The sequence below is a fragment of the Streptomyces sp. NPDC026417 genome, from assembly GCF_055567695.1.
Map to the genome: position 1 here is coordinate 1 of NZ_JBVHPY010000043.1, position 24,009 is coordinate 24,009.

The following is a 24,009-nucleotide window of genomic DNA, read 5'->3' on the forward strand; positions in this document are numbered from 1 at the left end:
GTTGCAGGTGGTGGGAGGGGACGCGGCCAGGAAGCGGGGGGGGGGGCACGCCCCGCTTCCCCCCCCCCCCCCCACCCGTATGTGCTGCCCCTGCGGTGCCCTTGCGTCCCGCTCGTCCTGCCGCATACATCCCGGTCACTCTCACGCCTTTTGCACACAATGACCGTATCGGCGCCCCTGATGCGGGTACGCGGCTGTTCTGGTCCGGGGCCGACATCCGCGCCGGCATGGGAACCCCGGCACCTCCACCGGGTGCCGGTCCCGGGCCAGGCCCGCGCGACGGGGGCCGGGCGGGCGGATCGGGTCCCGGGGCCGCACGGGGCCGGGCCCCCTCCGGAAAATGGGCTGTTCTCCCCCGCGGGCCGTCCCTACGCTGGCGCCCATGATGAGGCTGGAGCGGCTGCGGGCCGACCATGCGCCGGCGCTGCTGGCGTTCGAGCGGGACAACCGCGCCTACTTCGCCCGGAGCGTGCCCGACCGCGGGGACGGCTACTTCACCGAGTTCGCCGCGCGTCTGCGCGCGCTGCTCGACGAGCAGGACGCCGGCGTCTGCCACTTCCACCTGGTGGTGGACGAGCGGGGCGGCCTGCTGGGCCGGGTCAACCTCGTGGACGTCGCCGGCGCCGGCGCCGAACTGGGCTACCGCATCGGGCAGAGCGCGGCGGGCCGGGGGGTGGCCACGGCCGCGGTCGCCGAGGTGTGCCGGCTGGCGGCGGCGGACTACGGGCTGACGTCGCTGACCGCGCGCGCCACCTGGGACAACCCCGCCTCCCGGGCGGTGCTGGCCCGCAACAAGTTCACCGCCACCGGGGACATCACCATCGGGGACCGTCCCGGCACGCACTACCGGCGCCGCCTCATCGCACCGGACACCTAGGGACTGTCCGGGCGATCATGCGCGGAGCCTTGTGCCGAGGGTTGCGGCGCTGACGGCGCCTGTACCGACGATGCCGCGTTCGAGGCGTATCGGGCCATGTACGACGCGTGCCCCGGCCGGCGTCCTGACGGACGTGGGGCCCCATGCCGCCTCCTGGCCGCTCTGTCGAGCGGCGACGGCGTGACCGGAACCGGCTCCCTCGAAAGGGTGCTCGCGGGGGCGAAACAGCATGCTCGTCGTTCCGCCGGGCAGGCAGCAGACGGCTTGATCATCGCGAAGAGGAGAATGGTCATGGGACGCATGCGCACGGGGGAGTTCATGCTCGGTCACGTGAACCTCAGCCCCAAGAACATGGTGCGGCACTCAGGAAGCTCACTGATCGTCGGAGATGCCGACGACGGGTCCCGGCTCCGGGTGAAGCTCGTCGACGGCTGGGAGGAAGATGGGAACTGGGGCGGTTACCTCCAGATCACGCGGGGCGACTACACGGGCTACTACCTCGACTCCAAGGACGGGTGGGTGCATCCCTACTCCAGCAAGTACGACCCGATCACCTTCGTCGACAAGGGCGACTGGTACGAGATCCGGCAGAAGCGGGACCTGAACGGAAGTGCACTCATCACCGAGGGCAACACGCTGCGGTTCCGGCCCCGCACGCCCGGGCGCTGGCACATCTTGGACAGCTAGGACTCGTCCGGCCGATCAAGTTCGTAGCCGGCTGGTGAGGGCTGCCGCGGTCGCGGTGCCGAGGTGGACGTCGCCGCGCTCGTCATAGCGGGTGGCGACGGCCCGCTGCTGTTTCTAGGCGGTTGATCGCTCGTTCGACAGTGTTGCGCTTCTTGAAGCGGTCCTCGTCGAAGCCGGCCGGCCGTCCGCCGCGTGAGCCTTTTGCGCAGGCGGGCGGCCTGGCTGTCGGTCTTCTCCGGGATCGTGTGCCGGATTCCGCGTCGCCGCAGGTATGCGCGGACGGCGCCGTTTCTGTAGGCCTTGCCGTCCCACATCAGCGAGCTCGGCACGAAGTAGTCACATGATCGGCCGGACACGTCCTGGAGCATCCGGCCGGTTCGGTGCTCGACCCTGAGGGTGCGCGGCGTGAGGTGGCTGCGCACGGGGGTGCCTTCCCGGGTGGGCGCCGCCGGTGGGCTTCGCCGCGCGCCCGGGCCCGCACCCCCCCGGGGGGTGTGCGGGTCCTGGCGTGGGGTGGGCGGGTCAGGCGACGCGTTCGGCGAGGAAGTCCTCCCAGGTGCGCCGGCCGACGTCGTTGCCGTCCAGGGCGAGGTTCTCGCCCGCGCGGTAGGCCTTGCCGGCCTTTCCGGGCATCCGCATCGGCATCAGCGGGCGGCGCTTGCCGCGGGCCTGCAGGTAGCTGCGCAGCAGGTCGCCCAGCGGGTAGACCTTGGGGCCTGCCAGGTCGCGGACCAGGCCGGCGGGCTGTCCCAGCGTCAGCTCGACCAGCCGGGCGGCGACTTCGCGCAGGTCGACGGGCTGGAACTGCAGGCCGCCGGGGACGGGGATGACGGGCATCTTGGCCATCTTCTCCGCCATCGTGAAGACGATGTCGTGGAACTGGGCCGCGCGCAGGATGGTCCAGGGGATCCCGGAGTCGATGACGGCGCGCTCGGCGCCGAGCTGGACCTTGAACCAGCCCAGCGGCATGGTGTCGGTGCCGATCACGGAGATGTGCACGAAGTGCTTGATGCCGCCGGCCTGCTGGGCGGCGCGCACCAGGTTCTCGGTGGCCTTGTCGTCGCCCTTGGGGCCGCCTGCCAGGTGCAGGATCGTCTCGACGCCCTTGAGGGCGGGCTCGATGCCCTCGCCCTTGAGCAGGTCGACGGCGACGTACTCGATGCCGGGCTTGGCCGGGTGGCTGTGCCGGCTCAGGATGCGGACGTCGTGGCCGGCCGCCCGCAGCAGGGGCACGACGTGGCTGCCCAGGTTGCCCGTGCCACCGGTGACCAGGATGGGTGAGGTCATCGCTGCTGTGTCTCCTCGTTTCGAGTGCAGGGGTGTCCTGCGTCCAGTGCAGGAAGATTCCTGCGGGTGCAGGGAGAGTCCCTGCGGGTGCTCGGACATCGGATGTCGGCCGCCCGGGCGGGCGGCCGGGGTTCACACGCTCGCGGGGGTGCGGGCCGGGCCGAACCAGCGCTGAAGCGCCTCGGCCAGGGGGCCGGAGCCGGCCCAGGCGATGTAGCCGTCGGGGCGCACCAGGACCGCTTCCGGCGGGGTGGGGCCGGCCGCGCGCGTGTCCTTGGGGGTCCAGGTGCCGGTGACGGTGTCGATGCGCCCCGCCCAGCCCTCGGCCAGGGCGCGGGTTGCGGCGTCGGGAGGGGTGGGGGTGATGAGCAGGCCGCGGCCCGTGGTGAGCAGGTCGGCGACGCGCACGGGTGTGTCGCCGTCGCGGTCGAGTTCCCGGTCGGGTGAGAGGCGGGCGCCGAGCATGGGGTGCTCGCCCGCTCCCATGTCGTAGCGCACGCCCAGGCCGCTGACCTGGCCGGCGAAGTGGCCGGCGGCGGCGGGGTCGGTGACCAGTTCGCGGATGACGGCGCGCAGCGGGTCCAGTTCCTCGCCGCTGAGGTAGAGCAGGGTCGCGGCGTGCGTGTTGCGCATCAGCTGCTCGCCCAGCGGGTGGCGTTCGCTGTGGTAGGTGTCCAGGAGGCTGTCGGGGGCGGCGCCGGTGAGGACGGCGGCCAGTTTCCAGCCGAGGTTGACGGCGTCCTGGATGCCGGTGCTCATCCCCCAGCCGGCCAGCGGGGGCGTGTCGTGGGCGGCGTCGCCGGCCAGCAGGACCCGTCCGCGCCGGTAGGTGGCGGCCAGGGCTGCGCCGTTGGGGAAGGCGGCCATCCAGCGGGCGCTGCCGTGGTGGATGGATTCACCGGTCAGGCGCTGCCAGGTGTCGGCGATGTCGGTGTAGGTCAGGGTGGCGGTGTCGGGGTGGGGCGGCAGGCTGCCGTCGTGCATGAGGATGCGGTGGTAGCCGTCGCCCAGGCCGACGGCCAGGACCATGTGGCCGCCGCTGACGTATTCGCCGGTGGGCCGGGGGCGGACGTCGATGCCGGTGACGTCGGCCATGTACATCCCGCGGGTGGATTCCCAGCCCGGTGCCGGGATGCCGGCCAGGGCGCGGACGGTGCTGTGGCCGCCGTCGCAGCCGATGAGGTAGGTGGCGTGGTCGTGGTGGGGGCCGTCGGAGGTGTCGAAGACGACGTCGACGCCGTCGGCGCTCTCGGTGAAGCCGGTCGCCTCGAAGCCGCGGTGGACGGGCACGCCGAGTTCGGCGAGCCAGCCGGCCAGGACTTCCTCGGTGCGGGACTGAGGCAGTCCGAGGACGCCGTGGTGGTCGTCGTCGAGCTGGTCGAGGTCGATTCCGACGCCGCCGAAGTGGCCTTTCCGGCCCCAGCGGAAGGTGCCGAGGCGGGTGAGCAGTCCGCGCTGGTCGAGTACTTCGGCGACGCGTTTGGTGAAGCCGAGTGCACGTGATTCCCCGGAGGGGGCGGGCAGTTTGTCGTAGACGACGACGTCCGCGCCGCCGAGCCGGATCTCTCCGGCGAGCATCAGTCCGACCGGTCCGGCGCCGACGACTATCGCGCGAGTTTTCACTTTCCGCTCTCCCGTATGAAGACAGTGCCGCCCGCGGCATCGGGTGCCGGCGCTCGGAATGTGATGCCGCCACAGCCCGGCATGCGGATATCCGAATGCCGTGGGACGCACTGCAGTAGTTTCCGCCCTGAAAGGGCTGACGACAACCGGCACTTGACCGTTTCTCGAGTGGCTTTCCAGCACCCGGCGAGTGGCCGCCGAGTGGACGGTGCCGACTCGTCGGATCGTGGTTCTGTGCCCCGCCGGTATTTCCCCTTCGGTTTTCGCCCGTGCCGCATTTTTCGATTTGTTCGGCCGGGGCCGGGCGGGGTCAGCTGGGGGTGGCCTGGCGGTAGCGGCGCACGGCCAGCGGCGCGAACACGGCGAGGATGCCGGCGCTCCAGGCGAGGGAGCCGATGACGCTGGTGGCGGTCGGGCCGCCGAACAGCAGGGCCCGTACCGCGTCGGCGGTGTAGCTGACGGGCTGGTGGGCGGCGAAGGCCTCCAGCGGGCCGGGCATGGTGGAGGTGGGCACCAGCGCGGAGGAGACGAAGCCGAGGGGGAACAGCACCGGGAAGGCGACGATGTTGGCGGTCTCCGGGCTCGAGGCGAGGAGTCCGACCAGGCAGAACACCCAGGACATGGCGAACGCGAACGCCAGCACCAGCAGGCCCGCGGCCAGGTAGCGCAGCAGGCCGGTGTGGATGCGGAATCCCACGAGGTAGCCCAGGCCGGTCATCCACACGAACACGAACACGTTGCGGCAGAAGTCGGCGCCGGTGCGTCCGGCGAGCACCGCGGAGCGGGCCATGGGCAGGGCGCGGAAGCGTTCCAGCAGGCCGCTCTTGAGGTCGGCGGCCAGGCCGACGGCGGTGGCGGTGGCGCCGAAGGCGAGGCCGATGGTGTAGGCGCCGGGCATCATGTAGTCGGCGTAGGTGACGCCGTCGGGCAGGGCGTGGGTGATGGCGCCGCCGAAGACGTAGCGGAACAGCAGCACGAACATGACGGGCTGCAGGCTGGCGAAGAAGATGGCCTGCGGGACGCGGATGTAGCCCAGCAGGTTGCGCCAGGTGATGGTGGCGGCGTTGCTCAGGGCCGTCGCCCGGGCGCGGGGGGTGTCGAGGGTGGCGCTCATCGCTGTGCCGCCTCCTTCGGGTCGGGGGCCTGGGTGGTGGAGCGGCCGGTCAGGGCGAGGAAGACGTCGTCGAGGCTGGGTTCGCGCAGGACGAAGCCGAGCGGGGCCAGGCCGCCGCTCTGCAGGGCGCCCAGGACGTTCATCGCGGCGCCGGTGTCGGCGCCGATGGGGATCTCCACGCTCTCGCCGCGGCGGGTGGCCCGGTGGGCGGGCGCCAGCAGGTCGGCCGCGCGGGTGGCGGTGGCCTCGTCGGCGAAGCGGGCGACGACCACGGACGCGCCGAGGTCGGCCTTGAGCTGGGCGGGGGTGCCCTGGGCGATGATGCGGCCGCGGTCCAGCACGACGAGCTGGTCGGCGAGGTGGTCGGCCTCTTCCAGGTACTGGGTGGTGAGCAGGATGGTGGTGCCGTCGGCGACCAGCTGCTCCAGGACCGCCCACAGGTCGCGGCGGCTGCGCGGGTCCAGGCCAGTGGTCGGCTCGTCGAAGAAGAGGATCCTGGGCCGGTGGACCAGGGCGGCGGCCAGGTCGAAGCGGCGGCGCTGGCCGCCGGAGTAGGTGCGGCTGGGCCGGTCGGCGATCTCGGTGAGGCGGAACTGCTCCAGGAGTTCCACCGCGCGCCGGCGGGCGGTGAAGCGCGGCAGGGAGGCCAGACGGCCCACCATGATCAGGTTCTCGCGGCCGGTGAGGTTGGGGTCGACGGCGGCGTACTGGCCGGCCATGCCGATCAGGGGCCGTACCCGCTGGGGTTCCTTGACCGCGTCGATGCCGTCGATGAGGACCCGGCCGGCGTCGGGGGTGAGCAGGGTGGTCAGGATGCGGGAGGTGGTGGTCTTGCCCGAGCCGTTGGGGCCGAGCAGGCCGACCACCTGGCCGCGGGAGACGGTGAAGCCCACGCCGTCGAGGGCCTTCACCTCGCCGAAGCGCTTGACGAGGCCCTCGGCGACGATGGCGGCGCCGCGGTCGTGCTCGGGCGGCGCGGCGGCGGGGGCCGGCGCGCTCGAGGTCACGGCCGCGGTCGCCGCCTCGGCCGGAAACGTTTGGCGCATGGAATGCACCTTTCTGATACGGGTGAACGCGGGCAACGCCGTGGCGTCCCGGCTCCGGGGGGCGTGAACCGCCCCGCGGCAGAAGGACGGGGGCCGGCCAAGGGGGCAGGGCCTGGAAGAAGGAGGTGGCCGCCGCGGCCGCCCGGCCCGCGGCCGGCTGGGCGGCGGGGCGGGTACGGACGGCCGGATGCGGGGCGGGAGTTACTGGGCCCAGGGCGGGGTGAAGGACGTCTCGCCCGGGACGTGGGCCTGGCCGCCGACGGGGAGGACCACCACGAACTCCACCGGCCCGTCGTGCGGGTTGCTGATGCCGAAGGTGGTGTCCGGCGGCACGATCAGGGTGTCGCCCTCGCCGAGGTGGTGCAGGTCCTCGCCGAGCTTGACGTCCGCGGCGCCGGAGAGCACGTGGAAGATCTCCTCGTGGTCCACCGTGCCGAACCGCGGGGGCGTGTTCGGGGCGATGGTCAGGCGCCACATGCAGGTCTGCGTCGAGCCCCGGCTCGGCGCCGCGAGCCCGCGGACGGTCAGATGCGGCATGTCGGGCAGTTCCTCGACCCCCGGCATCGAGTAGGTGAACACGGGCGCACTGGCGCTCTGGATAACAGGCACGGTGTCCTCTCTTGACGTCCGCAACAAAAACAACAATGCCCGGCAAAAAGGCTTGCGTCCGGTGAGGATAAAATCGGCGGCCCCGCGCGGACAACGGATCAGATTCCGCGGTTGAACACCACCGCCCGGGGCATGGCCAAGAAGGATGCCGGGCAGGGGTGTTCAACCGGAACGGGCCCGTGTTCAACTGCGGAATATCCGCGGTCGGACAGCGCGTCCGGTGCTTTCCCGGGGGCCTGTGCGCAGGGGATTCAGCGGTGTCCAATGCGGGTGTTTGACGCCGGTCGCGCAGCGCGGCTAGCTTTTTCGGCCGGGCATGCGCCCGCGGGGTGAATTGCCGTACAGGGCTTTGCTCTTCGCCGATCTCGGGCCCGGCCGGCGCCGCGGCATCACGTCACACCTTTGTCGATGGGAGAGTTGCGATGCGCAAGGTCGTTTCGCGGGACGGTACGACGATCGCCTACGAGAAGGCCGGCCAGGGGCCGCCGATCGTGCTGCTGGGCGGGGGGTTTCGTGACCACACCGTCTTCGACTCGCTGGTCCCCCACCTGACGCCGCACCTCACCACCTACGTCTACGACCGGCGCGGGCGCGGCGACAGCGGTGACTCCCCCGCCTACTCGGTGATGCGGGAGGTCGAGGACCTGCAGGCGGTGATCGCCGAGACCGGGGGTGAGGCGGCGGTGTTCGGCGGGTCCACCGGCGGGATCCTCGCTCTGGAGACGGTGCTGGCCGGGGCGCCGGTGTCCAGGCTGGCGCTGCTGGAGCCGCCGTACCGGATGGAGGGTTTCCAGCGGCCGCCGGACGACTTCGCCGACACCCTCGACGCGCTGCTGGCCAAGGATCTGCGCGGGGAGGCCTCGGAGTACTTCCTGTCCGAGCTGGTGGGCTTCTCCCGCGAGGAGATCGACCACTGGAAGAGCGGGCCGATGTGGGCGGCGAACGAGGCGATGGCGCACACCCTGCCCTACGACACCGCGCTGTGCGGGGACGGCCGGCTGCCGGTGGAGCGCCTCGCCGGGGCGACGGTGGAGACGCTGGTCATCAGCAGCGACAGCACCGGCGGCTGGCTGCTGGCGGCCGCCGAGGCCACCGCGGCCGCGCTGCCCAACGCCCGCCATGTGGCGCTGCCGGGGGTGTGGCACAAGGTCCCGCCGGAGGTCCTGGGCCCGGCCCTGGTGGACTTCGTCACCGGCTGAACCCCCCTCCCCTCCCCCCTTTTTTCAGGCATGGGCCGGTTACCGGCCCATGCCTTCCGCTTGTGGTCAGGGCGCGTCGGGCGGGCCGCTCAGGTCCGGGACGCCGGCCAACCACCGGCGCCGGACTGCGAGTTCCCCCACCGACCAGGCTCTTCAGGAGATCCGCTGCCCCATCTTGGCCGACTGCCTGTTGCGGGCCTTGGTGGCCCACCACTCCTCCAGCAGGGCGTGGACGAGGTCGGCCAACTGCTGCAACCGGTCCCGATCGGGGGCGGAGGAGGTAAGGACGTCCACAAAGGACTTGTCGTCCCACGGAAGAGCTACCACCCAGCGTTCGTCGGGGTGCCCCGTCCGTTTCACCGTGAGAGCGAACACGAACGTCACCGTGCGGTCCGGGTGGCGCTCGACGGACAGTCGGGTGACGTCGAACCCGGCTCCGTCAGCCGTGGTGTACGAGCCCCCCAGAGCTTGCTCCGCCGGCGTCTTCACCCCAGGCATCCTGGTGCCCCCTCCTTTGTCCCCGGCTTCCACTCTAGGGGCGCCGGCAGAGATGCGGCAGCGGCAGCAGTGGGGTCCACCTGGTACGCCGTCACCATGTAGTGGCGGCCGTGGCTCCTGCAGTTGGCGGCACATGTTGTCGGCCGAGACAGGCTCCGCCTCATCGGCCGCTGGGGCTGGACCGTGGGTTCGCGCCGGTGGCCCGGCGGTGTCCGAGCAGTCGGGCCTGCTCCCTCTTGAGCCGGGTGAACCTGTCGCGGATGTACTCCCTGAGTGCCCGGCCGGGGAAGGATATGAGCGACAGGTGCTCGTCATGGTTGCCCTGGGCCCAGCGCGCAGCGGTGATCTCGTAGCCCGAGACGTGGGCGCACAGCTGGAGGAGGGCTTCGGGCATCTCCTCCTCGATGAGGAGGTCGGCCTGGGTGACGACGATGTCGCGCATGGCCTGGATGTTGGGGATGAAGACGGTGGAGGCCCAGGTGCGCCACTCCGCGAGTTCCTGCTCGGTGGGCGGGGTGTCGTGGCGAAAGGGGTCGCGGCCGTCGGGGCGGGCGTACTTCGCCGACCAGGTGTCGTAGGTGCGGCTGTTGGCTTCCATGAGCGCGAACAGCGGCCCGTAGAAGTCACTCAGCTGCTGGTTGACGCGCGTGAGGCGGGCCTGCCTCTGGGCCAGACGCAGCCCGTTGAGATAGGTCGCCAGGTAGCCGAGGAACGCCAGGGCGACGGTCGCGATCACGGTAGCCATGACCGACGATGCTAGAGGGAGTCCCGGTGGCGCACGCGGGTCACCGTCCGGTCGAACCGTCGATCTGCTCGCGCAGGATGTCCGCGTGGCCGGCGTGCCGGGCGGTCTCCTCGATCATGTGGACCAGTACCCAGCGCATCGACGGCGGTGGGGTCTCGCGCAGCGAGCGGGCGCCGGGGCGGTCCAGGTCGGTGCAGGCGAGGGCGACCTGGTTGGCGCGGGCGATCGCCTCGCGGTAGGCGTCCGCCAGGTCCGAGGCGGTGTCGTCGGCGGACACCGCACTGTCGTCGTCCCAGGGTTCGCGGTCGGCGCCGGCGTAGGCCCAGAGGAACCAGTTGCGTTCTACGGCCGCCAGGTGCTTGAGCAGGTGGAGCAGGCTGGTCCCGGAGGGGACGCCGGGCGTGCGGAGCGCCGGCTCCGGGACGCCGGCCGCCTTCGCCAGGACGGACTCGCGCAGGTAGTCCAGGAAGGTCAGCAGGGTCGTCTTCTCGTCGGCGTTCAGGCTCGGGGGCCGAAGGTCGGGGCGGGGCTCCATGGGCGTCATGGCGAAACCGTAGAGGAGCGCGTCAAGGCGTCCCTGGTCGTCTGCGGTGAGCGGTCGTATGACGGGCGGCCCGGTGGGCTCGTGGTGCCGGACGGCGGCTGCCGGCTCTCACCAGGGGACGGGGCCGTTTTCGTCCTGGGAGGTGCCGGTGGGGCCGTCGGGGCCGAGGGTGGCCAGGTGGACGACGACGGCGGCGCCCTGGTGGACGGTGCGGTGGCCGCGGTGGCCGTTGATGTCGGTGGCCGTGAAGCCGGGGTTGGCGGAGTTGACCTTGATGGGGGTGTCGCGCAGTTCGTGGGCGTAGGCCAGGGTGAGGGCGTTCAGGGCGGTCTTGGAGGACTGGTAGGCCAGGGAGTTCAGGGCCGCAGCGCGGGTGGTGGGGTCGGCCAGCAGGGTCAGGGAGCCCATGTCGCTGGAGAGGTTGACGATGCGGCCGGCCGGTGAGCGGCGCAGCAGCGGCAGCATCGCGTGGGTGACGGCGACCACGCCGAAGACGTTGGTGTCGTAGACCTCGCGCAGGTCGTGGGGGCGGGCCTGGCTGGGGGTGCCGTGGAAGTGGCCGTTGATGCCGGCGTTGTTGATCAGGATGTCCAGGTGGCCGTGGCGGTGGCGGATGTGGGCGGCGGCGCGGGCGGGCTGGTCGGGGTCGGTGACGTCCAGGTGCACGAAGGCGGCCCGGATGCCGTCGGCGGCCAGTTCTTCGGCGGCCTGCCGGCCGCGGGTCTCGTCGCGGGCGCCGAGCAGGACGGTGATGCCCCGCTCGCCCAGCTGCCGTGCGGTTTCCCGTCCCAGGCCCTTGTTGGCGCCGGTGATCAGGGCGATCGTCTCGCCGGGCATGACTGCGGGCTCCTTCAGGTGGTGGGGGTGGTGGTGGGGGCGCCGAACCAGCGGGTGAGGGCGTCGGTGAGGCCTGTCTGTCCGGCGGCGCGGGGGGCGAGCCAGGCGACGTATCCGTCGGGGCGTACCAGGACCGCGTCCAGGCCGGCGAGTGGTCCGGGGCCGGTGGGCGGGTGGGGGCGGGCGGTGACGGTGTCGACGCGGTCGGCCCAGCCGGCCGCCGCGGCGTGCAGGGCGGCGTCGCCGCGCAGGTCGAGCAGGATGCCGCGGGCGGTGTGCAGCAGGGCGAAGGTGGTGGTCTTGTCCCGGGGGCCGCTGTCGTGGAGGAGTTCGAGGTCGGGCAGGCGCCGGCCCAGCAGCGGGTGGGTGTCCGGTCCGACGTCGTAGCGGATGTCCAGGCCGGTGACCATGTTGATGAGGTGGGTGCGCACCTCGGGGTGGTCGGACAGTTCGGTGAACAGCTCGCGCAGGGGCTGCATTTCCTCGCCGCTGATGTACAGGGCGCGCTGGGTGAGGGTGTTGACCAGGACGCGGGCGCCGACGGGGTGGCGTTCGCTGTGGTAGGTGTCCAGGAGGTTTTCGGGGGCGGTGCCGTGGACGGCGGCGGCGAGTTTCCAGCCGAGGTTGACGGCGTCCTGCACGCCGGCGCTCATGCCCTGGCCGCCGATGGGCAGGTGGATGTGGGCGGCGTCGCCGGCCAGCAGGACGCGGCCGGTGCGGTAGTGGGTGGCCTGGCGGGAGGCGTCGGTGAACTTGCCGACCCAGCGGGGCCGTCCGCCGCTGATGTCCTCGCCGGTGAGGCGCTTCCAGGTGGCGGCGACCTCGTCGAAGGAGGGCGGTGCCTCGCCGGGGCGGGGGGTCGCGCCGCGTTCGTAGTAGGTCACCCGGAAGGTGTCGGGGCCCTGCTGGAAGGCGAGGACCAGGCCGCCGGGCACCCGTTCGCCGTTGGGGCGGGGCTTGACGGTGCAGCCGACGACTTCGGCGAAGTCCATCTCGATGCGGGCGTCGTGGCCGGGGAAGCCGATGCCGGCCTGCTTGCGGACGGTGCTGCGTCCGCCGTCGCAGCCCACCAGGTAGGCGGCGCGCAGCCGGGCGGTCCCGTGGGGGGTGCGGGCGTGGACCTGGACGTGGTCGGGGCCGGCGGTGAAGCCGGTGACGTCGACGCCGCGGCGGATGTCGGCGCCCAGTTCGAGGGCCCAGGCGTCCAGCACGGAGACGGTCAGCGACTGGGGGACGCCCTTGGCGCCGTAGGAGCCGCCCTCGACCTCGCGGTAGTCCAGCGGCACGCCGCCGAAGTGGCCGAAGTCGATGGTGTCGAAGCCGCCGAAGCGTGGCAGCAGGCCGCGCTGGTCGAAGGTTTCGATGGTGCGGGCGGTGAAGCCCAGTGCGCGGGTCTGGTCGGTGGGCTCGGTGGAGCGTTCCAGGACGGTGCAGCGCACGCCGGCCAGGCGCAGTTCGCCGGCGAGCATCAGTCCGACGGGGCCGGCGCCGACGATGACGACGTCGGTGGCGTCGGTGTCGGCCGTCTCGGTGGTGTGCGGGCCGGTGGTCTGTTCAGTGCTGGCCATGGGTGCCCCCTGGCGTGTGGTGGGCGGACGGTGTGGCGGGTGCGGGCGGTCGTGGCCGGCCGGCCAGGGCCCGGTCGACGAGGACGCCGGCCGCGCCGGTGTAGTGGGCGGGGTCGAGCAGGTCGGTCAGCTCCTGGTGGGTGAGGTGGGCGGTGAGGTCGGGGTGTTCGGCCAGGACGTCGGCGAGCGGCCGGCCGGTGCGGGCGGCCTGGGTGGAGGCCTCGCCGAGGAGCTGCCGGGCGGGCTGTTTGCCCAGGCGGGGTGCGAGGTGGGCGGCGAGGCGTTCGGAGGTGATCTGCCCGCCGGTGGCCGCCAGGTTGGTGCGCATCCGGCCGGGGTGGACGGTGAGGGTGGCGATCAGTTCGACGGCGGTGTGGGCGGCGCCGCCGGTCAGGCGCAGGCACTCGCGCAGCGGTTGCCATTCGGCGTGCCACACCCCGGCGGCGCGTTCGTCCTCGGTGTTCAGGCACTGGGTGAGGATCTGGGCCAGGGCGGGCACCTGCAGGGCGGCCGAGCGGATCAGGGTGGCCAGGACGGGGTTGCGTTTGTGGGGCATCGCCGAGGATGCGCCGCGGCCGTCCGCCGCCTGCTCGCTGACCTCGCCCGTCTCGGTGCGGGTCAGCACCAGCACATCGGCGGCGATCTTGCCCAGGGCGCCGGTGGTGTGGGCCAGGGCGGCGCCCAGGTCGGCGAGGGGGGTGCGCAGTGCGTGCCAGGGCAGTTGGGGGCGGGCCAGGCCCGTCTCGTCGGCGAAGGCCGCGGACAGGTCCTCGACGACGGCTGCCGCCCGCTGCTGCTGCCCGCCGTTGTGGCCGTCCGCGGGTGTGGTGGTGTCCTGTTGGGCGTACTGGAGGTAGCCGGCCAGGGTGCCGGCCGCGCCGCCCAGGGAGACGGGGAGGGTGTCTGCGACGTGCTGCAGGCGGTCGGCGGAGTGCAGGACCAGCTGGCGCCAGCCGGCCGCCTTCAGGCCGAAGGTGGTGGGGACGGCGTGCAGGGCCAGGGTGCGGCCGGCCATCACCGTGTCGCGGTGGGTGGCGGCCAGTTCGGCGAGGGTGGCGGCGAGGGTGTGCAGGTCGGTGAGGGTCAGGCGCAGGGCGCGGGCGGCGACGAGCATGGCGGCGGTGTCGAAGACGTCCTGGCTGGTGGAGCCGCGGTGCACGTACTCGGCGGCCTGGGGTGAGCGGGCCGCGACCACCGCGGTGAAGGCCGACACCAGGCCCACCACCGGGTTGGCGGTCTCCCGGGCGGCCAGCGCCAGGTGCCGTAGGTCGAGGTGTTCGGCGCGGGCCGCGTCGGTGATCGCCTGTGCGGCCGTGGCGGGCACGGTGCCGCAGCGGGCCTGGGCGCGGACCAGGGCCGCTTCGGCGTCGAGCATCGCCTGCAGCCAGGCGGTGTCGCCGACGGCGGCCTCCACGGGGGTGCCCGCCCGCACCGGGGAGAGCAGACCGGCGTCGAGGTGGGCGGCCGGTGCGGGGCCGGGGGGTGTGGTGCTCATGCGCCGGCCCCCGTGCCGGCCCCCGCGCCGGTGGCGGCGCCGGTGTGGAGGGGGTCCAGGGCGGTGGGGGGTGCGGGGGGCGGCAGTTCGGGCAGGGCCAGCACGGTGGCGGCGATGGCGTCGGAGTCCTCCAGGGTGACCGAGCCGACGCCGGGGCGGATGCCGGCGGCGGTGACCCAGTGCACGGACTCGGTGGGCACCCCGTAGGCGAAGCGCCGCGGGTGGGGGCTGCCCTGGGCGTCGAGCAGGTGGTAGGGGCGCGGGGAGACGGCCAGGCCGCCGGTTTCGTGGTGGGGGGCGTCCAGGGTGCCTTCGATGCGGTAGGGGCGGGCCTGGCCGGTGGCCAGCAGGCGGCTCATGAGGGGGTCCGCGGTGCGGCGTACGTCGATGTCGGGCAGCCGTGCCTCGATCAGCACCGCTGCCCGCACCTGGCTGCCGGGGATCTGCGAGACGGCGGTGAAGCAGGCGCCTGCGGGGCCGGCGGGGGCGTGGGTGTGCACCTGCAGGCCGGGGCCGAGCACGTGCAGGACGCCGGCGTCGATGAGCGCGGCCATCTCCTCGATGCGCAGCGCGGGCGGGCCGATGGACAAGAACGCGTTGAGGGGGGTGTACCACCGCTCGAGCTCGTCGCGGTGCGAGGCGGCGTCCAGGCCGCCGTGGTCCACGGCCAGGCGCACCTCGTTGCGCAGGTCGCGCAGCACGTCCAGGGCGGCCTTGACGGGGCCGCTGACGTTGCCTTCGCGGGCGCGGCGCACGTCGTCGTCGAGGTAGCCGCGCAGCCAGCGGGTGAAGGCGGCCGGGGTGGCGAAGACGCGGCCGGCGAAGGGGCGGGCGATGCGCTCCCAGTCCCAGTGCTCGCCGGGGTCGATGCCCGCTTCCTGCAGGAGGCGCCGTTCGGCGGGGCCGGGGTCGGTGCGCAGGTAGCGGGCGGTGAAGTCGGCGACGGCGGTGGGTGGTTGACGGGTGGCGAGCAGGGTCGCGTAGTAGACGCTCTGCACCTCCTTGGCGATCAGCGGCCACAGGTCGGTGGTGAACCGGATCGGCCGCCGCTGCCCCGCCGGCCCGGCGCCGGCGCGCAGGGCGGCGATGTGGGGGGCGGTCAGCAGGCGGGGCAGGTAGCGGCCGTGGGCGCCCTTTTCGTTCTCGCCGCGTGCCTGGTAGGGCACGCCGCGCCGGGAGCCGGCGTACAGCAGCGGCTCGCGGCCGCAGGGCCGGTAGTGCAGCCGGCCCGCGACGCGTTCGAAGACGCCGCCGCGGGCGTGGGTGAACAGCGCCATGTAGTCGAAGAAGTTCAGGCCCAGGCCGCGCAGCAGGACGGGGGTGCCCGGCGCGATGGAGCTCAGGTCGACGTCGGCGGGGTTGGCGGGGGGCAGGTAGGTGAGGTGGTGGCGGGCGGCGAAGTCGGCCAGGTTCCGCTCCGCGGGGGTGGGCCGGGCCGCCACGTGGCCCTGTGCCAGCACCACTGCGGACAGCCCGCGCAGCCGGGTGCCGTCCTCCAGCAGTACGCTCTGCGCGCCCGCGGTGGTGGTGTCCTCGTCCAGGGCGACGGCCCGCACCGGGTGCACCCGTACCGTCATGTGGGCGGCCGCGTTCGCGGTGACCTGCTGGAACACCCAGGTCAGGTACTGGCCGTACAGGGCGCGGGTGGGGTAGGTGTCGGGGCCCAGGTCGCGGGCCTCGGCGAGGGTCTCGTCGTCGTGGGCCAGCCCCGAGCCGGGGGTGAGTGCGCTGGGGCCGAGCGCCTTGGCCCACTGGTACAGGCTCGGTCCCTCCTCCAGCGGTCCCTCGATGCTGACGCTGTCGTCGGTGTAGACGGTCACCTGGGAGGCGACGGTGTTCATCAGCAGGTGCCGCGACTGCGTGGGGCGCCACACCCGGCCCGAGCCGGGGGGATCGGGTTCGACGACGTGCACGGTGAGGTGGTCCCAGCGGGGGGACTTCCGCTCCTGCGCGCACAGCCGCTCCAGTACGGACAGCCCGCGCGGGCCGGCGCCGACGAGGCACACTTCCATACGTCCGCTGCTCACAAGGACACTCCGCTCAGCAGTCGGGGACGGGCCGGGCCGGCGGCGGTGCCTGCGCTCTCGTCCCCGAAGGTCGTGGTGGGTTCCCGGTGTTCCGGGCCGAACAGCACGGCCGCCGTCCTCGGCGGCCCCGCAGGAGGTCCGTCGAACCACCGCGGTCGCATCCGTGCGCACCGTTCATCGGCGCCTCCCTTCTGCGCCACCGTCGGATGCGGCGCTCAACCCGCCCTCGGCTCCGGCTGGAGGGTGCGGGCGCCCCTCGCCCGGCGGGCCCGTGCGGGCCGCGCACGGCCACGGCTGTGAAGGGGGCTGCTCACGGCCGAGCACCTCTCCCCCGGCGCCGTGGGGGGCGCCGGGGAAGAGGTGCTCGGGGGTGTGCGCCGGGGTCGGGTGCGCGGGGGTGGCCCGCGCCCGGTCGGCGGCGCGCATCAGGGGGTCAGGGGCGGTGCGGGGTTGCCGCATCCGTCCGCCGGCCGCCGGGGGTCGAGGGTGCGGCGGGCGGGCGCGGGGTCGCCGCGCGGCGCTTGGCGCCGAGGCGCCCGTAGCGCTGCCCGCCCTTCCTCAGCCGAAGGAGATGTCCGCGCCGACCTGGCCGGTCGTCTCGTTGTACGCAACGACCTGACACTGCGTCACCGTGCAGTCCACCGAGCGGGTCTCGCCGGTGTTCCAGTCCGTGGCCTGGAAGGTGGTGCGCACGGTGTGGGCGACCTCGAAGGTGCCGTCGGCGTCGACGTCGGCGACCGAGTACGCGGCGGCGCACAGGGTCTTCTCCACGCATTCGGCGACCGCGACTTGGCCGGCGGGGGCGTAGCCGGATCCGCTGACGGTGACCGACTGGCCGTCGGACAGGCCCGTGGCCGGGGTCACCGACACCGCCGGGGCGGCGGAGGCCGGGCTCACGGCGAGCGCCAGGGCGGCGGCACTTGCCAGGCCCAGGACGGTGAGGCGGGACCGGCGCGAGGGGATGATCTGCATCTCAACTCCACAGGGTGTGCGGGTGTGGGGAGGCGTGAGGTAGTGATCACGCCCAGACCTCAGCGTGGGATGCGGCGGGTGAGGTTCACTCGAGAGATCCTCGAACGCCGCCGGGGGTGCCGGGCCGGGGTGCGGCGGGGCTCGGGGGTGCTCGCGGGCGCGGCGGCACCCCGGTGCGCGGGGGCGGGTCGCGGGGCCGGGGCGGGGGTGCGGGCCGCGGCGGGCACCGGTGCCGGCCCGGGCACCGCCCACCGCATCACAGACAGCCCGCGGTGCGCCGCGCCACGCCGGCCGGGCGGGCATGCCGGCAAGCCGCTCCCCCGCGCCGCCCACACCGCTGTGAGCAGGGCGAAGACGGGCCACCGGAGGCCGGGGCGGGGCCCGGGAAGGGGCCGGAGGAGGCTCGGGGCCGGCGCACCGCCCGGGGCGGGGACGGGGGCCGGCGGGCGGGGGGCCGGCCGGCGGCCGGCGGGTGCCGGGGTTCGGCCGGGGCGCACCGGTGTTCCCCGGGCCGGCCGCACTCCCCCACCGCGCCGGCTCGCGGGGTGGACGGCCGGCGGATACCGGCGGCGGGTGTCAGGGGGCCGTCAGCGCACCGTCAGGCAGGGGGGTGAGGATTCCCGGCGGGCTGCGCCGGCCCGCCAGCCCCCTTTCCCGCTGCCCGCCCGCCTGCGTCAAGAGGAGTCGCGGTGATTGCCCATCAGGTCGCGCGTGTACGCCACGACAGCAGCCACGACAGCAGTTCCGACGCCCTGCTCGCGCTGCGCGACACGCTGCTGCGCGAGGCGCCCGTCAGCCGGGTGCCGCTGGCCGAGCTGTGTGTGTCCTTCACCCCGCGCACCGCCGGTGTGGACGGCGCGTGGGCGCTGACGCTGGCGGAGCTGGACAGTGCGCTGCCGCCGATCCTGGTGCACCGGCCCACCATGAACGTCATCGACGGGGTGCACCGGCTGCGGGCGGCCCGCCTCAGGGGACGCGCGGACATCGAGGTCCGGTTCTTCGACGGCTGCGCGCAGGACGCGGCGCTGCTGGCGGTGGCGGTGAACGTCGCCCAGGGGCGCCCGCTGTCGTCGGCGGACCGGGTGGCCGCCGCGCAGCGCATCATCACCGCCCACCCCCACTGGTCCGACCGGGCCATCGCGGCCGTTGCGGGCCTGTCCGCCAAGAAGGTCGGCGAGCTGCGGCTGCACACCGGCGACCTGCCGCCGTGCGAGCGCCGGATCGGCCTGGACGGGCGGACCCGGCCGCTGAACAGCGCGCAGGGCCGCGAACGCGCCGGGCAGCTGCTGCGCGCCGACCCCAGCGCCTCCCTGCGCACCATCGCCCGGCAGGCCGGTATCTCCCCGGCCACCGTCGCCGACGTACGCGACCGGCTGCTGCGCGGCGACGACCCGGTGCTGCCGCGCCGGCGCGCCCGGCCGGCCCGGGAGGCGCCCGCACGGCCCGAGCCGGAGGGGACAGCCGCTGCCGGCGGGGCCGCCCGCTCCCCCGGTGAACTGGCGCAGATCTTCGAGTCGTTGCGGCGGGATCCCTCGCTGCGCCTGAACGAGGTGGGCCGTTCCATCCTGCGGATGCTGGACGCCTGCGCGCTGGTGGCCCGCGACCGCCGCCAGATCATCGCCAACCTGCCGCCGCACTGCACCGGCCAGATGGCCGAACTGGTCGCCGGGTACGCCGACTTGTGGCAGCTGCTGGCCGAGGACCTGCGCGCCGGCGAGCAGCGGGCCCGCCCGCCCCACGAGGACCGCACCCCGGCCCCCGCCGGCCGGCCGTGGTGACAGGCGCGCGAACGCGGCTGTCCGGTGCGGCTGCCGGTCACCGGGTGAGGTCGAGGGTGCGGACCGGATGCCGCTGCCACACCTGCGGCTCGGTGGTGGCGATCACTGCCCCGCCGGGGCGTTCCGGGCTGGGCTGGGCGGCGTACAGCGTGTGCGCTGTGGCCCAGGCGTCCCCCCGCGCCACAGCCATGGCGGCGGGCAGGTCCAGGTCTAGGAAGGTGATGCCAGGCAGCGCGGCGATGTGCTCGGCCATTCCCGGCCGGGCCCGGTCCGCCTCGACGATCGCGCACGCCGTGACGTAGAGGAACCAACCCGGCTCGGTGTGGCAGCGGTGGATCAGCCTGGAGGCCAGGATATTGCCGCGTCCGGCCGCCACGATCGCGGTAGCGTCCAGCAGCACGTGCATGTCCGTGCTCACGCGGCGCCCGCCTGGGCGATACGCCGGTCGAGTTCCGCATCCAGGGCGTCCTGCTCACTCTGACTGGGGTCATAGCCATTCCACCCCTGAAGGATTGCCCGAGCCTGCTCGGCACGCTCGGCCCGTTCCTGGGGAGTGAGCAGGCTGTCGGCAAGGCGGGCGAGGTAGGCCCGCAGGGACATTCCCTCGGCGGCCGCAACCTCGGCGAGGCGGTCGCGGGCCTCTGCGGGGATTCGGATGTTGGCGTCGGACACGATGGGGCTCCCTCCACTCACCTCGACAGCATACGGGTACGCACCCGTACCCGTCTTCCGTTCGGGAGGAAGTCTGGTGTTGCCGCGCCGTGATCTTATAAAGGGTGCCGCGCCGCTGAGGCCGGCGGGACCAGTGCCGGTCAGCGCATACCGGCATCGCGGCGGGCGGCAAGCCACTTGGGCGGGTGCCGGCGTGGGCCGGCGGCGTGGTGTGCCGGGTGGGTCATGCCGTGCCGAGTTTGAAGCCGACTCCGCGGACCGTCACCACCCAGCCGCTGTCGCCGAGTTTGCCGCGCAGGCTGCTGACGTGGGTGTCGACGGTGCGTCTGGACCAGGAGTCGCCCCATACCTGCTGCAGGAGCTGCTTGCGCGGGATGACGGTGTCGGGGTGGGAGGCGAGCAGGCACAGCAGGTCGAACTCTTTGCGGGTCAGGGTGATTTCGTGGCCGTCGACGGTGACCTGGCGGGAGTTGGCGTCGATGCGCAGCCGGCCGTGGCAGATCTCGCGGAGGGCTGCGGGCTGCCAGTGGGCGCGCCGCATGACGGCGTCGATGCGGGCCATCAGTTCGCGCAGTCCGTAGGGCTTGGTGATGTAGTCGTCGGCGCCGGCCTGCAGGCCCAGGACGCAGTCGAGTTCGGACTGGCGGGCGGTGACGATGATGACCGGGACGCGGCTGACGGCGCGGATGGCGCGGCAGACTTCCAGGCCGTCCAGGTCGGGCAGTTCCAAATCCAGGAGTACCAGGTCGGCGTGGTCGTAGGCGGTGAGGGCGGCGCTGCCGTGCCCGACGCCGGTGGGTTCGTGGCCGTGCCGGCGCAGCTGGGTCATCAGGGAGTCGGTGAGGTCGGTGTCGCCGTCCACCACCAGGATGCGCCGGCCGGCCGGGACGGGGGCGGCGGGTCGCTGCGGGGGCGGCGGGTCGGGGAGCAGACGGATGGCGCCGGGGGCGGTGCGGGGCTCCAGCAGCGCCTGCGAGTGTTGGGTCATGCCTCCCCCGAGGAATTGCCTGGCCGGTGGGTGGTGGGGTGCGCGCCGCGGCGCAGGGGGCTGGAAGCCCTCTGTGCCGCGGGCGGGGCCCTGGTGGGGGCCTTGGCTGTGCCGGCCACGCTAGTGAGCGGTGGTGGAGCGGTGGTGCAGCGCGCCCGGGGCGGGGCCGGGCCGGGCCTTGTGTCCGCGTGACGAAGGGGTGGCCGTCAGGGGTTGAGGACCCAGGCGGAGGGGTGCTGGGTGAAGCCGATGTGCGGGTAGTAGTCGGCGGCCGCGGGCGCCGACAGCAGCACGATCTTCGCGGCCGGGGCTTCCTTGCGGGTCGCGTCGATCAGTGCGCGGCCCACTCCGGTGCGCTGGTGGCTGCGGGCCACGGCGATGTCGGAGAGGTAGGTGACGTAGGCGAAGTCGGAGATGCTGCGGGCGATGCCGATGAGGGTGCCCTGTTCGTCGCGGGCGACGAGGACGAGGTTGGCGTGGCGGACCATGTCGGCCATCCGTGCGTGGTCGGCGACGGGGCGCCGCTCGCCCAGGCCGGAGGTGCGGTAGACCTCGAGGACCTCCTGAAGGTCCAGGCCGGCGCCGTCGGCGCGTTCAATGGTCCAGCTCACGGAGCTTCTCCAATCGGTTGCGGATCACGTCGTGGTTGACGAGGAAACGCTCGGGTGCGAGGCCGCCGGTGTCGATGCCCTGGCGGGCCAGGGAGTCGGCGAAGTGCTCGCCGGTGGTGAGGGTGTGGTTGGCGGCCGCCTGCACCGAACGGTAGGCGTGCTCGCGTTCGACGCCCTCGCCCAGCAGGTCGGCCAGGACCGAGGAGCTGTGGATGAGGCCGTCGGTGGTGTCCAGGTGGGCGCGCATCCGCTCGGGGTGGACGGTGAGCGCGGCCACCAGGTCGGTGGCGGCGGTGGCCTGGAAGTGGGCGACGGCGAGGCTGTCGGGCAGGATCACGCGTTCCACGGACTGGTGGGCCAGGTCGCGTTCGTGCCACAGGGCCACGTTCTCCAGGGCGGTGGTGGCGTAGCCGCGCAGCAGGCGGGCCAGGCCGCACAGCCGTTCGCTGGTGGTGGGGTTGCGTTTGTGGGGCATGGCGCTGGAGCCCTGGTAGGCGGCGGTGCGCTGTTCTTCGACCTCGCGGACCTCGGTGCGCTGCAGCAGCCGCAGTTCCAGGGCGATCTGTTCGATGCAGGCGCCCAGCAGGGCGACGGCCTGGAGCAGTTGGGCGTGCCGGTCGCGGGCGACGACCTGGCTGGGGGCGGGTTCCACGCCCAGGCCCAGGCTGTGGCAGACGTGTTCTTCCACCCGGGGGTCGATGAGGGCGTAGGTGCCCACCGAGCCGGAGACGGTGCCGACCGCGACGGCCTGGCGGGCGGCGGCCAGTCTGGTCAGGCTGCGGTCGACGGCGAAGGCGTGGCCGGCGAGTTTGTGGCCGAAGGTGGTGGGCTCGGCGTGCACGCCGTGGGTGCGGCCGATCATCACGGTGTCGAAGTGTTCCGCGGCGCGTTCGGCGAGCACCGTGCGCAGCCGGCGGGCGGCGCCGGTGAGCAGGTCGGTGGCGCGGGCCAGGGTGTGGCCGAGTGCGGTGTCGACCAGGTCGTAGCTGGTCATGCCGAGGTGGACCCAGCGGGCCGAGGAGGCGGGCAGGGCTTCGCAGTAGGCGGCGAGGAAGGACAGGACCTCGTGGTCGCGTTCCTTTTCGATCTCGGCGATGCGGGAGGCGAGCGGCACCGGGGCCCGGCGCATGTCGGTGAGTGCGGCGGCCGGTACGCGGTCCAGGCGTACCTGTGCCTCGGTGGCCAGGATCTCCACGCGGACCCAGGTGGCGTAGCGGGACTGGTCGCTGAAGAGGTCGGCCATCTCGGGCAGTGTGTAGCGAGGAATCATCAGACGCCTTAACTCCGTTGGGAGGGGTGCGGGCGGTGCCTTGAGCCAAGGCGGCCTAGTAGGCGCCGAAGTATTCGCGCTGTTCCCAGTCGGTGACCTGGTCGGACTGGGGGTGGGGGTGGGCTTTCGCGCTCCAGGTGTCGTAGCGGTCGAGTTCGCTCTCTTTGAGTTTGGTCAGGCAGGCGGTGAGCGGGGCGCCCAGGAGCTGGTGGGCGCGGCCGGCGGTGAAGGCGTCCAGGGCCTCGTGCAGGGACTGCGGCACGTGGGGGGCGGGGCGGGTGGCGGGGGCGGGCCCGGCGGGTGCGGTGAGGCCGTCGAGGCCGGCGAACAGCTGGGCGGCGATGTTGAGGTAGGGGTTGGCGCAGGGTTCGCCGATGCGGTTTTCGATGTGGGTGGCGGCGCCGGCGCCGACCACGCGGAGCATCGCGGTGCGGTCCTCCACGCTGGCGCCGATGCGGGTGGGGGCCAGGGCGTGGGCGGCGTCCAGGCGGCGGTAGCCGTTGATGGTGGGCACCGACAGCACGAACAGTTCGCGGGCCCAGGACTGCAGGCCTTCGGCGTAGGCCTTGCCGCGCGGGGAGAGGCCGGCGGTGGCGCCTTCGGCGGCGAACAGGTTGGTGCCGTCGGTGTCGGTGAGGGACTGGTTGAGGTGCCAGCCGCTGGGGTCGGCGCCGGCCAGGGCGGGCTGGGACATGAAGGAGGCGTGGTGGCCGCGGGCCGCGCACCAGCGTTTGGTGGCGGTGCGGAACAGCAGCATCGCGTCGGCGGTGTCCAGGGCGGACATGGGGCTGAAGGTCGTCTCGACCTGGCCGGGTCCCGACTCGTGTTCCATCGAGCGCACGGGCAGGCCAAGTTGGAGCAGGTGCAGGGCGAGGGGGTCGGTGAGGGGGGCGACGGTGTCGTAGTGGGCGTCGAGGTTGAACTGGTAGCCGGCGTTGACGGCGGCGACCCTGGGGGCCTGGCCCTGCAGGCCGAAGCCGTTGCCCGTGTTGCCGGGTTCGTCGTCCAGGCGGCGGGTGAGGTACCACTCGACTTCCAGGCCCAGCACCGGGAACAGGCCGCGGCGGGTGTAGTCGTCCACGGTGCGGCGCAGCACGGCCCGTGAGGACAGCGGGTGGGGGGTGCCGTCGCGCAGGTACTCGTCGCCGATGACCCAGGCGGTGCGCGGGCCGGGGCCGGGCAGCAGCTGGAAGGTGAGCGGGTCGGGTACGAGGACGAAGTTGCCGGCGCCGGAGATCTCGTCGACGCCGATGCCGTGGACGCCGGTGAAGTCGACGGCGACGGCGTGGCCGGTGTCGAAGACGAACGGGCCGGGGCTGAAGTTCATGCCGTTGCGCAGCACGCTGCGGAAGGCGGCGGCGGTGAGGGTCTTGGAGCGGGCCAGGCCGTGCGGGTCGCCGAAGACCAGGCGGACGAAGTCGACGTCGTCGAGGCCGGCGAGGATGGCGTGGGCGGCGGCCTGCCGGGCGTCGTCGAAGAGGGCGTGTTCGGCGACGAAGGAGGGGCTTCCGACACTGCCCTGCGCAACGGGGGTTGACCATGACCTGGCATACATGGCGCCA

The 24,009-nt window shown here is 73.3% G+C and carries 23 protein-coding genes and 1 pseudogene; 4 read left to right on the forward strand and 20 right to left on the reverse strand.

What is annotated here, in order from left to right:
• The first annotated feature begins 382 nt into the window (after positions 1-382).
• Together ACZ4NT_RS36565 and ACZ4NT_RS36570 are read left to right on the forward strand one after the other, a co-directional pair.
• A complete protein-coding gene (locus ACZ4NT_RS36565) occupies positions 383-877 on the forward strand; it encodes a GNAT family N-acetyltransferase (protein ID WP_467729628.1) in 495 nt (164 codons plus the stop codon).
• A 291-nt stretch (positions 878-1,168) separates the two neighbouring features.
• On the forward strand, positions 1,169-1,564 hold the full coding sequence (locus ACZ4NT_RS36570) for a hypothetical protein (protein ID WP_121407619.1): 396 nt from the start codon (positions 1,169-1,171) through the stop codon (positions 1,562-1,564).
• Positions 1,565-1,579: 15 nt separating this feature from the next.
• Here the strand turns inward: ACZ4NT_RS36570 and ACZ4NT_RS36575 are convergent.
• The 6 genes and pseudogenes from ACZ4NT_RS36575 to ACZ4NT_RS36600 all read right to left on the reverse strand — a co-directional run.
• Positions 1,580-1,866, reverse strand: a pseudogene (locus ACZ4NT_RS36575) (IS5/IS1182 family transposase); the annotation flags it as partial.
• A gap of 220 nt (positions 1,867-2,086) precedes the next feature.
• Positions 2,087-2,851 (reverse strand): SDR family oxidoreductase, encoded by a 765-nt coding sequence (locus ACZ4NT_RS36580; protein WP_121407621.1) that lies wholly within the window; start codon positions 2,849-2,851, stop codon positions 2,087-2,089.
• A gap of 132 nt (positions 2,852-2,983) precedes the next feature.
• Positions 2,984-4,474 (reverse strand): FAD-dependent monooxygenase, encoded by a 1,491-nt coding sequence (locus ACZ4NT_RS36585; protein WP_121407622.1) that lies wholly within the window; start codon positions 4,472-4,474, stop codon positions 2,984-2,986.
• A 310-nt stretch (positions 4,475-4,784) separates the two neighbouring features.
• Positions 4,785-5,588 (reverse strand): ABC transporter permease, encoded by an 804-nt coding sequence (locus tag ACZ4NT_RS36590; protein ID WP_121407623.1) that lies wholly within the window; start codon positions 5,586-5,588, stop codon positions 4,785-4,787.
• Positions 5,585-6,634: an ATP-binding cassette domain-containing protein gene (locus ACZ4NT_RS36595; RefSeq protein ID WP_121407624.1), complete on the reverse strand. Its 1,050-nt coding sequence runs from the start codon at positions 6,632-6,634 to the stop codon at positions 5,585-5,587. The genes ACZ4NT_RS36590 and ACZ4NT_RS36595 overlap by 4 nt, the downstream gene beginning before the upstream one ends.
• 201 nt (positions 6,635-6,835) lie before the next feature.
• Positions 6,836-7,243 carry a cupin domain-containing protein gene (locus ACZ4NT_RS36600; RefSeq protein ID WP_467729632.1) on the reverse strand — a complete coding sequence of 136 codons (408 nt, stop codon included), beginning with the start codon at positions 7,241-7,243 and terminating at the stop codon, positions 6,836-6,838.
• Between the two features lie 422 nt (positions 7,244-7,665).
• Here ACZ4NT_RS36600 and ACZ4NT_RS36605 point away from each other — a divergent pair, with 422 nt between their 5' ends.
• Positions 7,666-8,442 (forward strand): alpha/beta fold hydrolase, encoded by a 777-nt coding sequence (locus tag ACZ4NT_RS36605; RefSeq protein ID WP_121407625.1) that lies wholly within the window; start codon positions 7,666-7,668, stop codon positions 8,440-8,442.
• A gap of 153 nt (positions 8,443-8,595) precedes the next feature.
• Here ACZ4NT_RS36605 and ACZ4NT_RS36610 read toward each other — a convergent pair whose 3' ends face one another.
• The 8 genes from ACZ4NT_RS36610 to ACZ4NT_RS36645 form a co-directional block, all read right to left on the reverse strand.
• Positions 8,596-8,940 carry a hypothetical protein gene (locus ACZ4NT_RS36610; RefSeq protein WP_467729634.1) on the reverse strand — a complete coding sequence of 115 codons (345 nt, stop codon included), beginning with the start codon at positions 8,938-8,940 and terminating at the stop codon, positions 8,596-8,598.
• Between the two features lie 160 nt (positions 8,941-9,100).
• Positions 9,101-9,685 carry a hypothetical protein gene (locus tag ACZ4NT_RS36615; protein WP_121407626.1) on the reverse strand — a complete coding sequence of 195 codons (585 nt, stop codon included), beginning with the start codon at positions 9,683-9,685 and terminating at the stop codon, positions 9,101-9,103.
• 40 nt (positions 9,686-9,725) lie between these two features.
• Positions 9,726-10,220, reverse strand: coding sequence for a DinB family protein (locus ACZ4NT_RS36620; RefSeq protein WP_121407627.1), 495 nt, complete (start codon positions 10,218-10,220; stop codon positions 9,726-9,728).
• 117 nt (positions 10,221-10,337) lie between these two features.
• The gene (locus tag ACZ4NT_RS36625) at positions 10,338-11,066 is read right to left on the reverse strand and encodes an SDR family oxidoreductase (RefSeq protein WP_121407628.1); all 729 of its coding nucleotides are present in this window, start codon (positions 11,064-11,066) and stop codon (positions 10,338-10,340) included.
• Between the two features lie 14 nt (positions 11,067-11,080).
• Positions 11,081-12,634, reverse strand: a complete 1,554-nt coding sequence (locus tag ACZ4NT_RS36630) for an FAD-dependent monooxygenase (RefSeq protein WP_467729637.1) — start codon at positions 12,632-12,634, stop codon at positions 11,081-11,083.
• Entirely contained in the window at positions 12,621-14,129 is a 1,509-nt protein-coding gene (locus ACZ4NT_RS36635; protein ID WP_467729639.1) for a nitrosuccinate lyase, read from the reverse strand. The genes ACZ4NT_RS36630 and ACZ4NT_RS36635 overlap by 14 nt, the downstream gene beginning before the upstream one ends.
• Positions 14,126-16,156 (reverse strand): FAD/NAD(P)-binding protein, encoded by a 2,031-nt coding sequence (locus ACZ4NT_RS36640; RefSeq protein WP_467729641.1) that lies wholly within the window; start codon positions 16,154-16,156, stop codon positions 14,126-14,128. Before ACZ4NT_RS36640 ends, ACZ4NT_RS36635 begins: the two co-directional genes overlap by 4 nt.
• 558 nt (positions 16,157-16,714) lie before the next feature.
• Positions 16,715-17,128 carry an enediyne antibiotic chromoprotein gene (locus tag ACZ4NT_RS36645; RefSeq protein ID WP_121407631.1) on the reverse strand — a complete coding sequence of 138 codons (414 nt, stop codon included), beginning with the start codon at positions 17,126-17,128 and terminating at the stop codon, positions 16,715-16,717.
• Positions 17,129-17,817: 689 nt separating this feature from the next.
• On the opposite strand from ACZ4NT_RS36645, the gene ACZ4NT_RS36650 reads away from it, so the two are divergent.
• On the forward strand, positions 17,818-18,906 hold the full coding sequence (locus ACZ4NT_RS36650) for a hypothetical protein (RefSeq protein ID WP_467729643.1): 1,089 nt from the start codon (positions 17,818-17,820) through the stop codon (positions 18,904-18,906).
• A gap of 37 nt (positions 18,907-18,943) precedes the next feature.
• Here ACZ4NT_RS36650 and ACZ4NT_RS36655 read toward each other — a convergent pair whose 3' ends face one another.
• From ACZ4NT_RS36655 to ACZ4NT_RS36680, 6 genes are all read right to left on the reverse strand, one after another.
• Complete coding sequence (locus ACZ4NT_RS36655) at positions 18,944-19,312, reverse strand: PIN domain-containing protein (protein ID WP_467729660.1); 369 nt, start codon at positions 19,310-19,312, stop codon at positions 18,944-18,946.
• 8 nt (positions 19,313-19,320) lie between these two features.
• Positions 19,321-19,578: an Arc family DNA-binding protein gene (locus ACZ4NT_RS36660; RefSeq protein ID WP_467729645.1), complete on the reverse strand. Its 258-nt coding sequence runs from the start codon at positions 19,576-19,578 to the stop codon at positions 19,321-19,323.
• A gap of 223 nt (positions 19,579-19,801) precedes the next feature.
• Positions 19,802-20,566, reverse strand: a complete 765-nt coding sequence (locus ACZ4NT_RS36665) for a response regulator transcription factor (RefSeq protein WP_121407634.1) — start codon at positions 20,564-20,566, stop codon at positions 19,802-19,804.
• 206 nt (positions 20,567-20,772) lie between these two features.
• Complete coding sequence (locus ACZ4NT_RS36670) at positions 20,773-21,177, reverse strand: GNAT family N-acetyltransferase (protein ID WP_121407635.1); 405 nt, start codon at positions 21,175-21,177, stop codon at positions 20,773-20,775.
• Positions 21,161-22,447 carry an adenylosuccinate lyase gene (gene purB, locus ACZ4NT_RS36675; protein WP_121407636.1) on the reverse strand — a complete coding sequence of 429 codons (1,287 nt, stop codon included), beginning with the start codon at positions 22,445-22,447 and terminating at the stop codon, positions 21,161-21,163. Before purB ends, ACZ4NT_RS36670 begins: the two co-directional genes overlap by 17 nt.
• Positions 22,448-22,502: 55 nt before the next feature.
• Entirely contained in the window at positions 22,503-24,002 is a 1,500-nt protein-coding gene (locus ACZ4NT_RS36680) for a glutamine synthetase family protein (RefSeq protein ID WP_467729649.1), read from the reverse strand.
• Positions 24,003-24,009: the final 7 nt, after the last annotated feature.

Bases quoted from the DNA above. Each gene is read 5' to 3' on its own strand.
- purB (WP_121407636.1), bottom strand. From the start codon at position 22,447: ATGATTCCTCGCTACACACTGCCCGAGATGGCCGACCTCTTCAGCGAC.
- ACZ4NT_RS36590 (WP_121407623.1), bottom strand. From the start codon at position 5,588: ATGAGCGCCACCCTCGACACCCCCCGCGCCCGGGCGACGGCCCTGAGC.
- ACZ4NT_RS36625 (WP_121407628.1), bottom strand. From the start codon at position 11,066: ATGCCCGGCGAGACGATCGCCCTGATCACCGGCGCCAACAAGGGCCTG.
- ACZ4NT_RS36605 (WP_121407625.1), top strand. From the start codon at position 7,666: ATGCGCAAGGTCGTTTCGCGGGACGGTACGACGATCGCCTACGAGAAG.
- ACZ4NT_RS36665 (WP_121407634.1), bottom strand. From the start codon at position 20,566: ATGACCCAACACTCGCAGGCGCTGCTGGAGCCCCGCACCGCCCCCGGC.
- ACZ4NT_RS36630 (WP_467729637.1), bottom strand. From the start codon at position 12,634: ATGGCCAGCACTGAACAGACCACCGGCCCGCACACCACCGAGACGGCC.
- ACZ4NT_RS36615 (WP_121407626.1), bottom strand. From the start codon at position 9,685: ATGGCTACCGTGATCGCGACCGTCGCCCTGGCGTTCCTCGGCTACCTG.
- ACZ4NT_RS36565 (WP_467729628.1), top strand. From the start codon at position 383: ATGATGAGGCTGGAGCGGCTGCGGGCCGACCATGCGCCGGCGCTGCTG.
- ACZ4NT_RS36620 (WP_121407627.1), bottom strand. From the start codon at position 10,220: ATGGAGCCCCGCCCCGACCTTCGGCCCCCGAGCCTGAACGCCGACGAG.
- ACZ4NT_RS36655 (WP_467729660.1), bottom strand. From the start codon at position 19,312: ATGCACGTGCTGCTGGACGCTACCGCGATCGTGGCGGCCGGACGCGGC.
- ACZ4NT_RS36680 (WP_467729649.1), bottom strand. From the start codon at position 24,002: ATGTATGCCAGGTCATGGTCAACCCCCGTTGCGCAGGGCAGTGTCGGA.
- ACZ4NT_RS36570 (WP_121407619.1), top strand. From the start codon at position 1,169: ATGGGACGCATGCGCACGGGGGAGTTCATGCTCGGTCACGTGAACCTC.
- ACZ4NT_RS36580 (WP_121407621.1), bottom strand. From the start codon at position 2,851: ATGACCTCACCCATCCTGGTCACCGGTGGCACGGGCAACCTGGGCAGC.
- ACZ4NT_RS36645 (WP_121407631.1), bottom strand. From the start codon at position 17,128: ATGCAGATCATCCCCTCGCGCCGGTCCCGCCTCACCGTCCTGGGCCTG.
- ACZ4NT_RS36610 (WP_467729634.1), bottom strand. From the start codon at position 8,940: ATGCCTGGGGTGAAGACGCCGGCGGAGCAAGCTCTGGGGGGCTCGTAC.
- ACZ4NT_RS36595 (WP_121407624.1), bottom strand. From the start codon at position 6,634: ATGCGCCAAACGTTTCCGGCCGAGGCGGCGACCGCGGCCGTGACCTCG.
- ACZ4NT_RS36635 (WP_467729639.1), bottom strand. From the start codon at position 14,129: ATGAGCACCACACCCCCCGGCCCCGCACCGGCCGCCCACCTCGACGCC.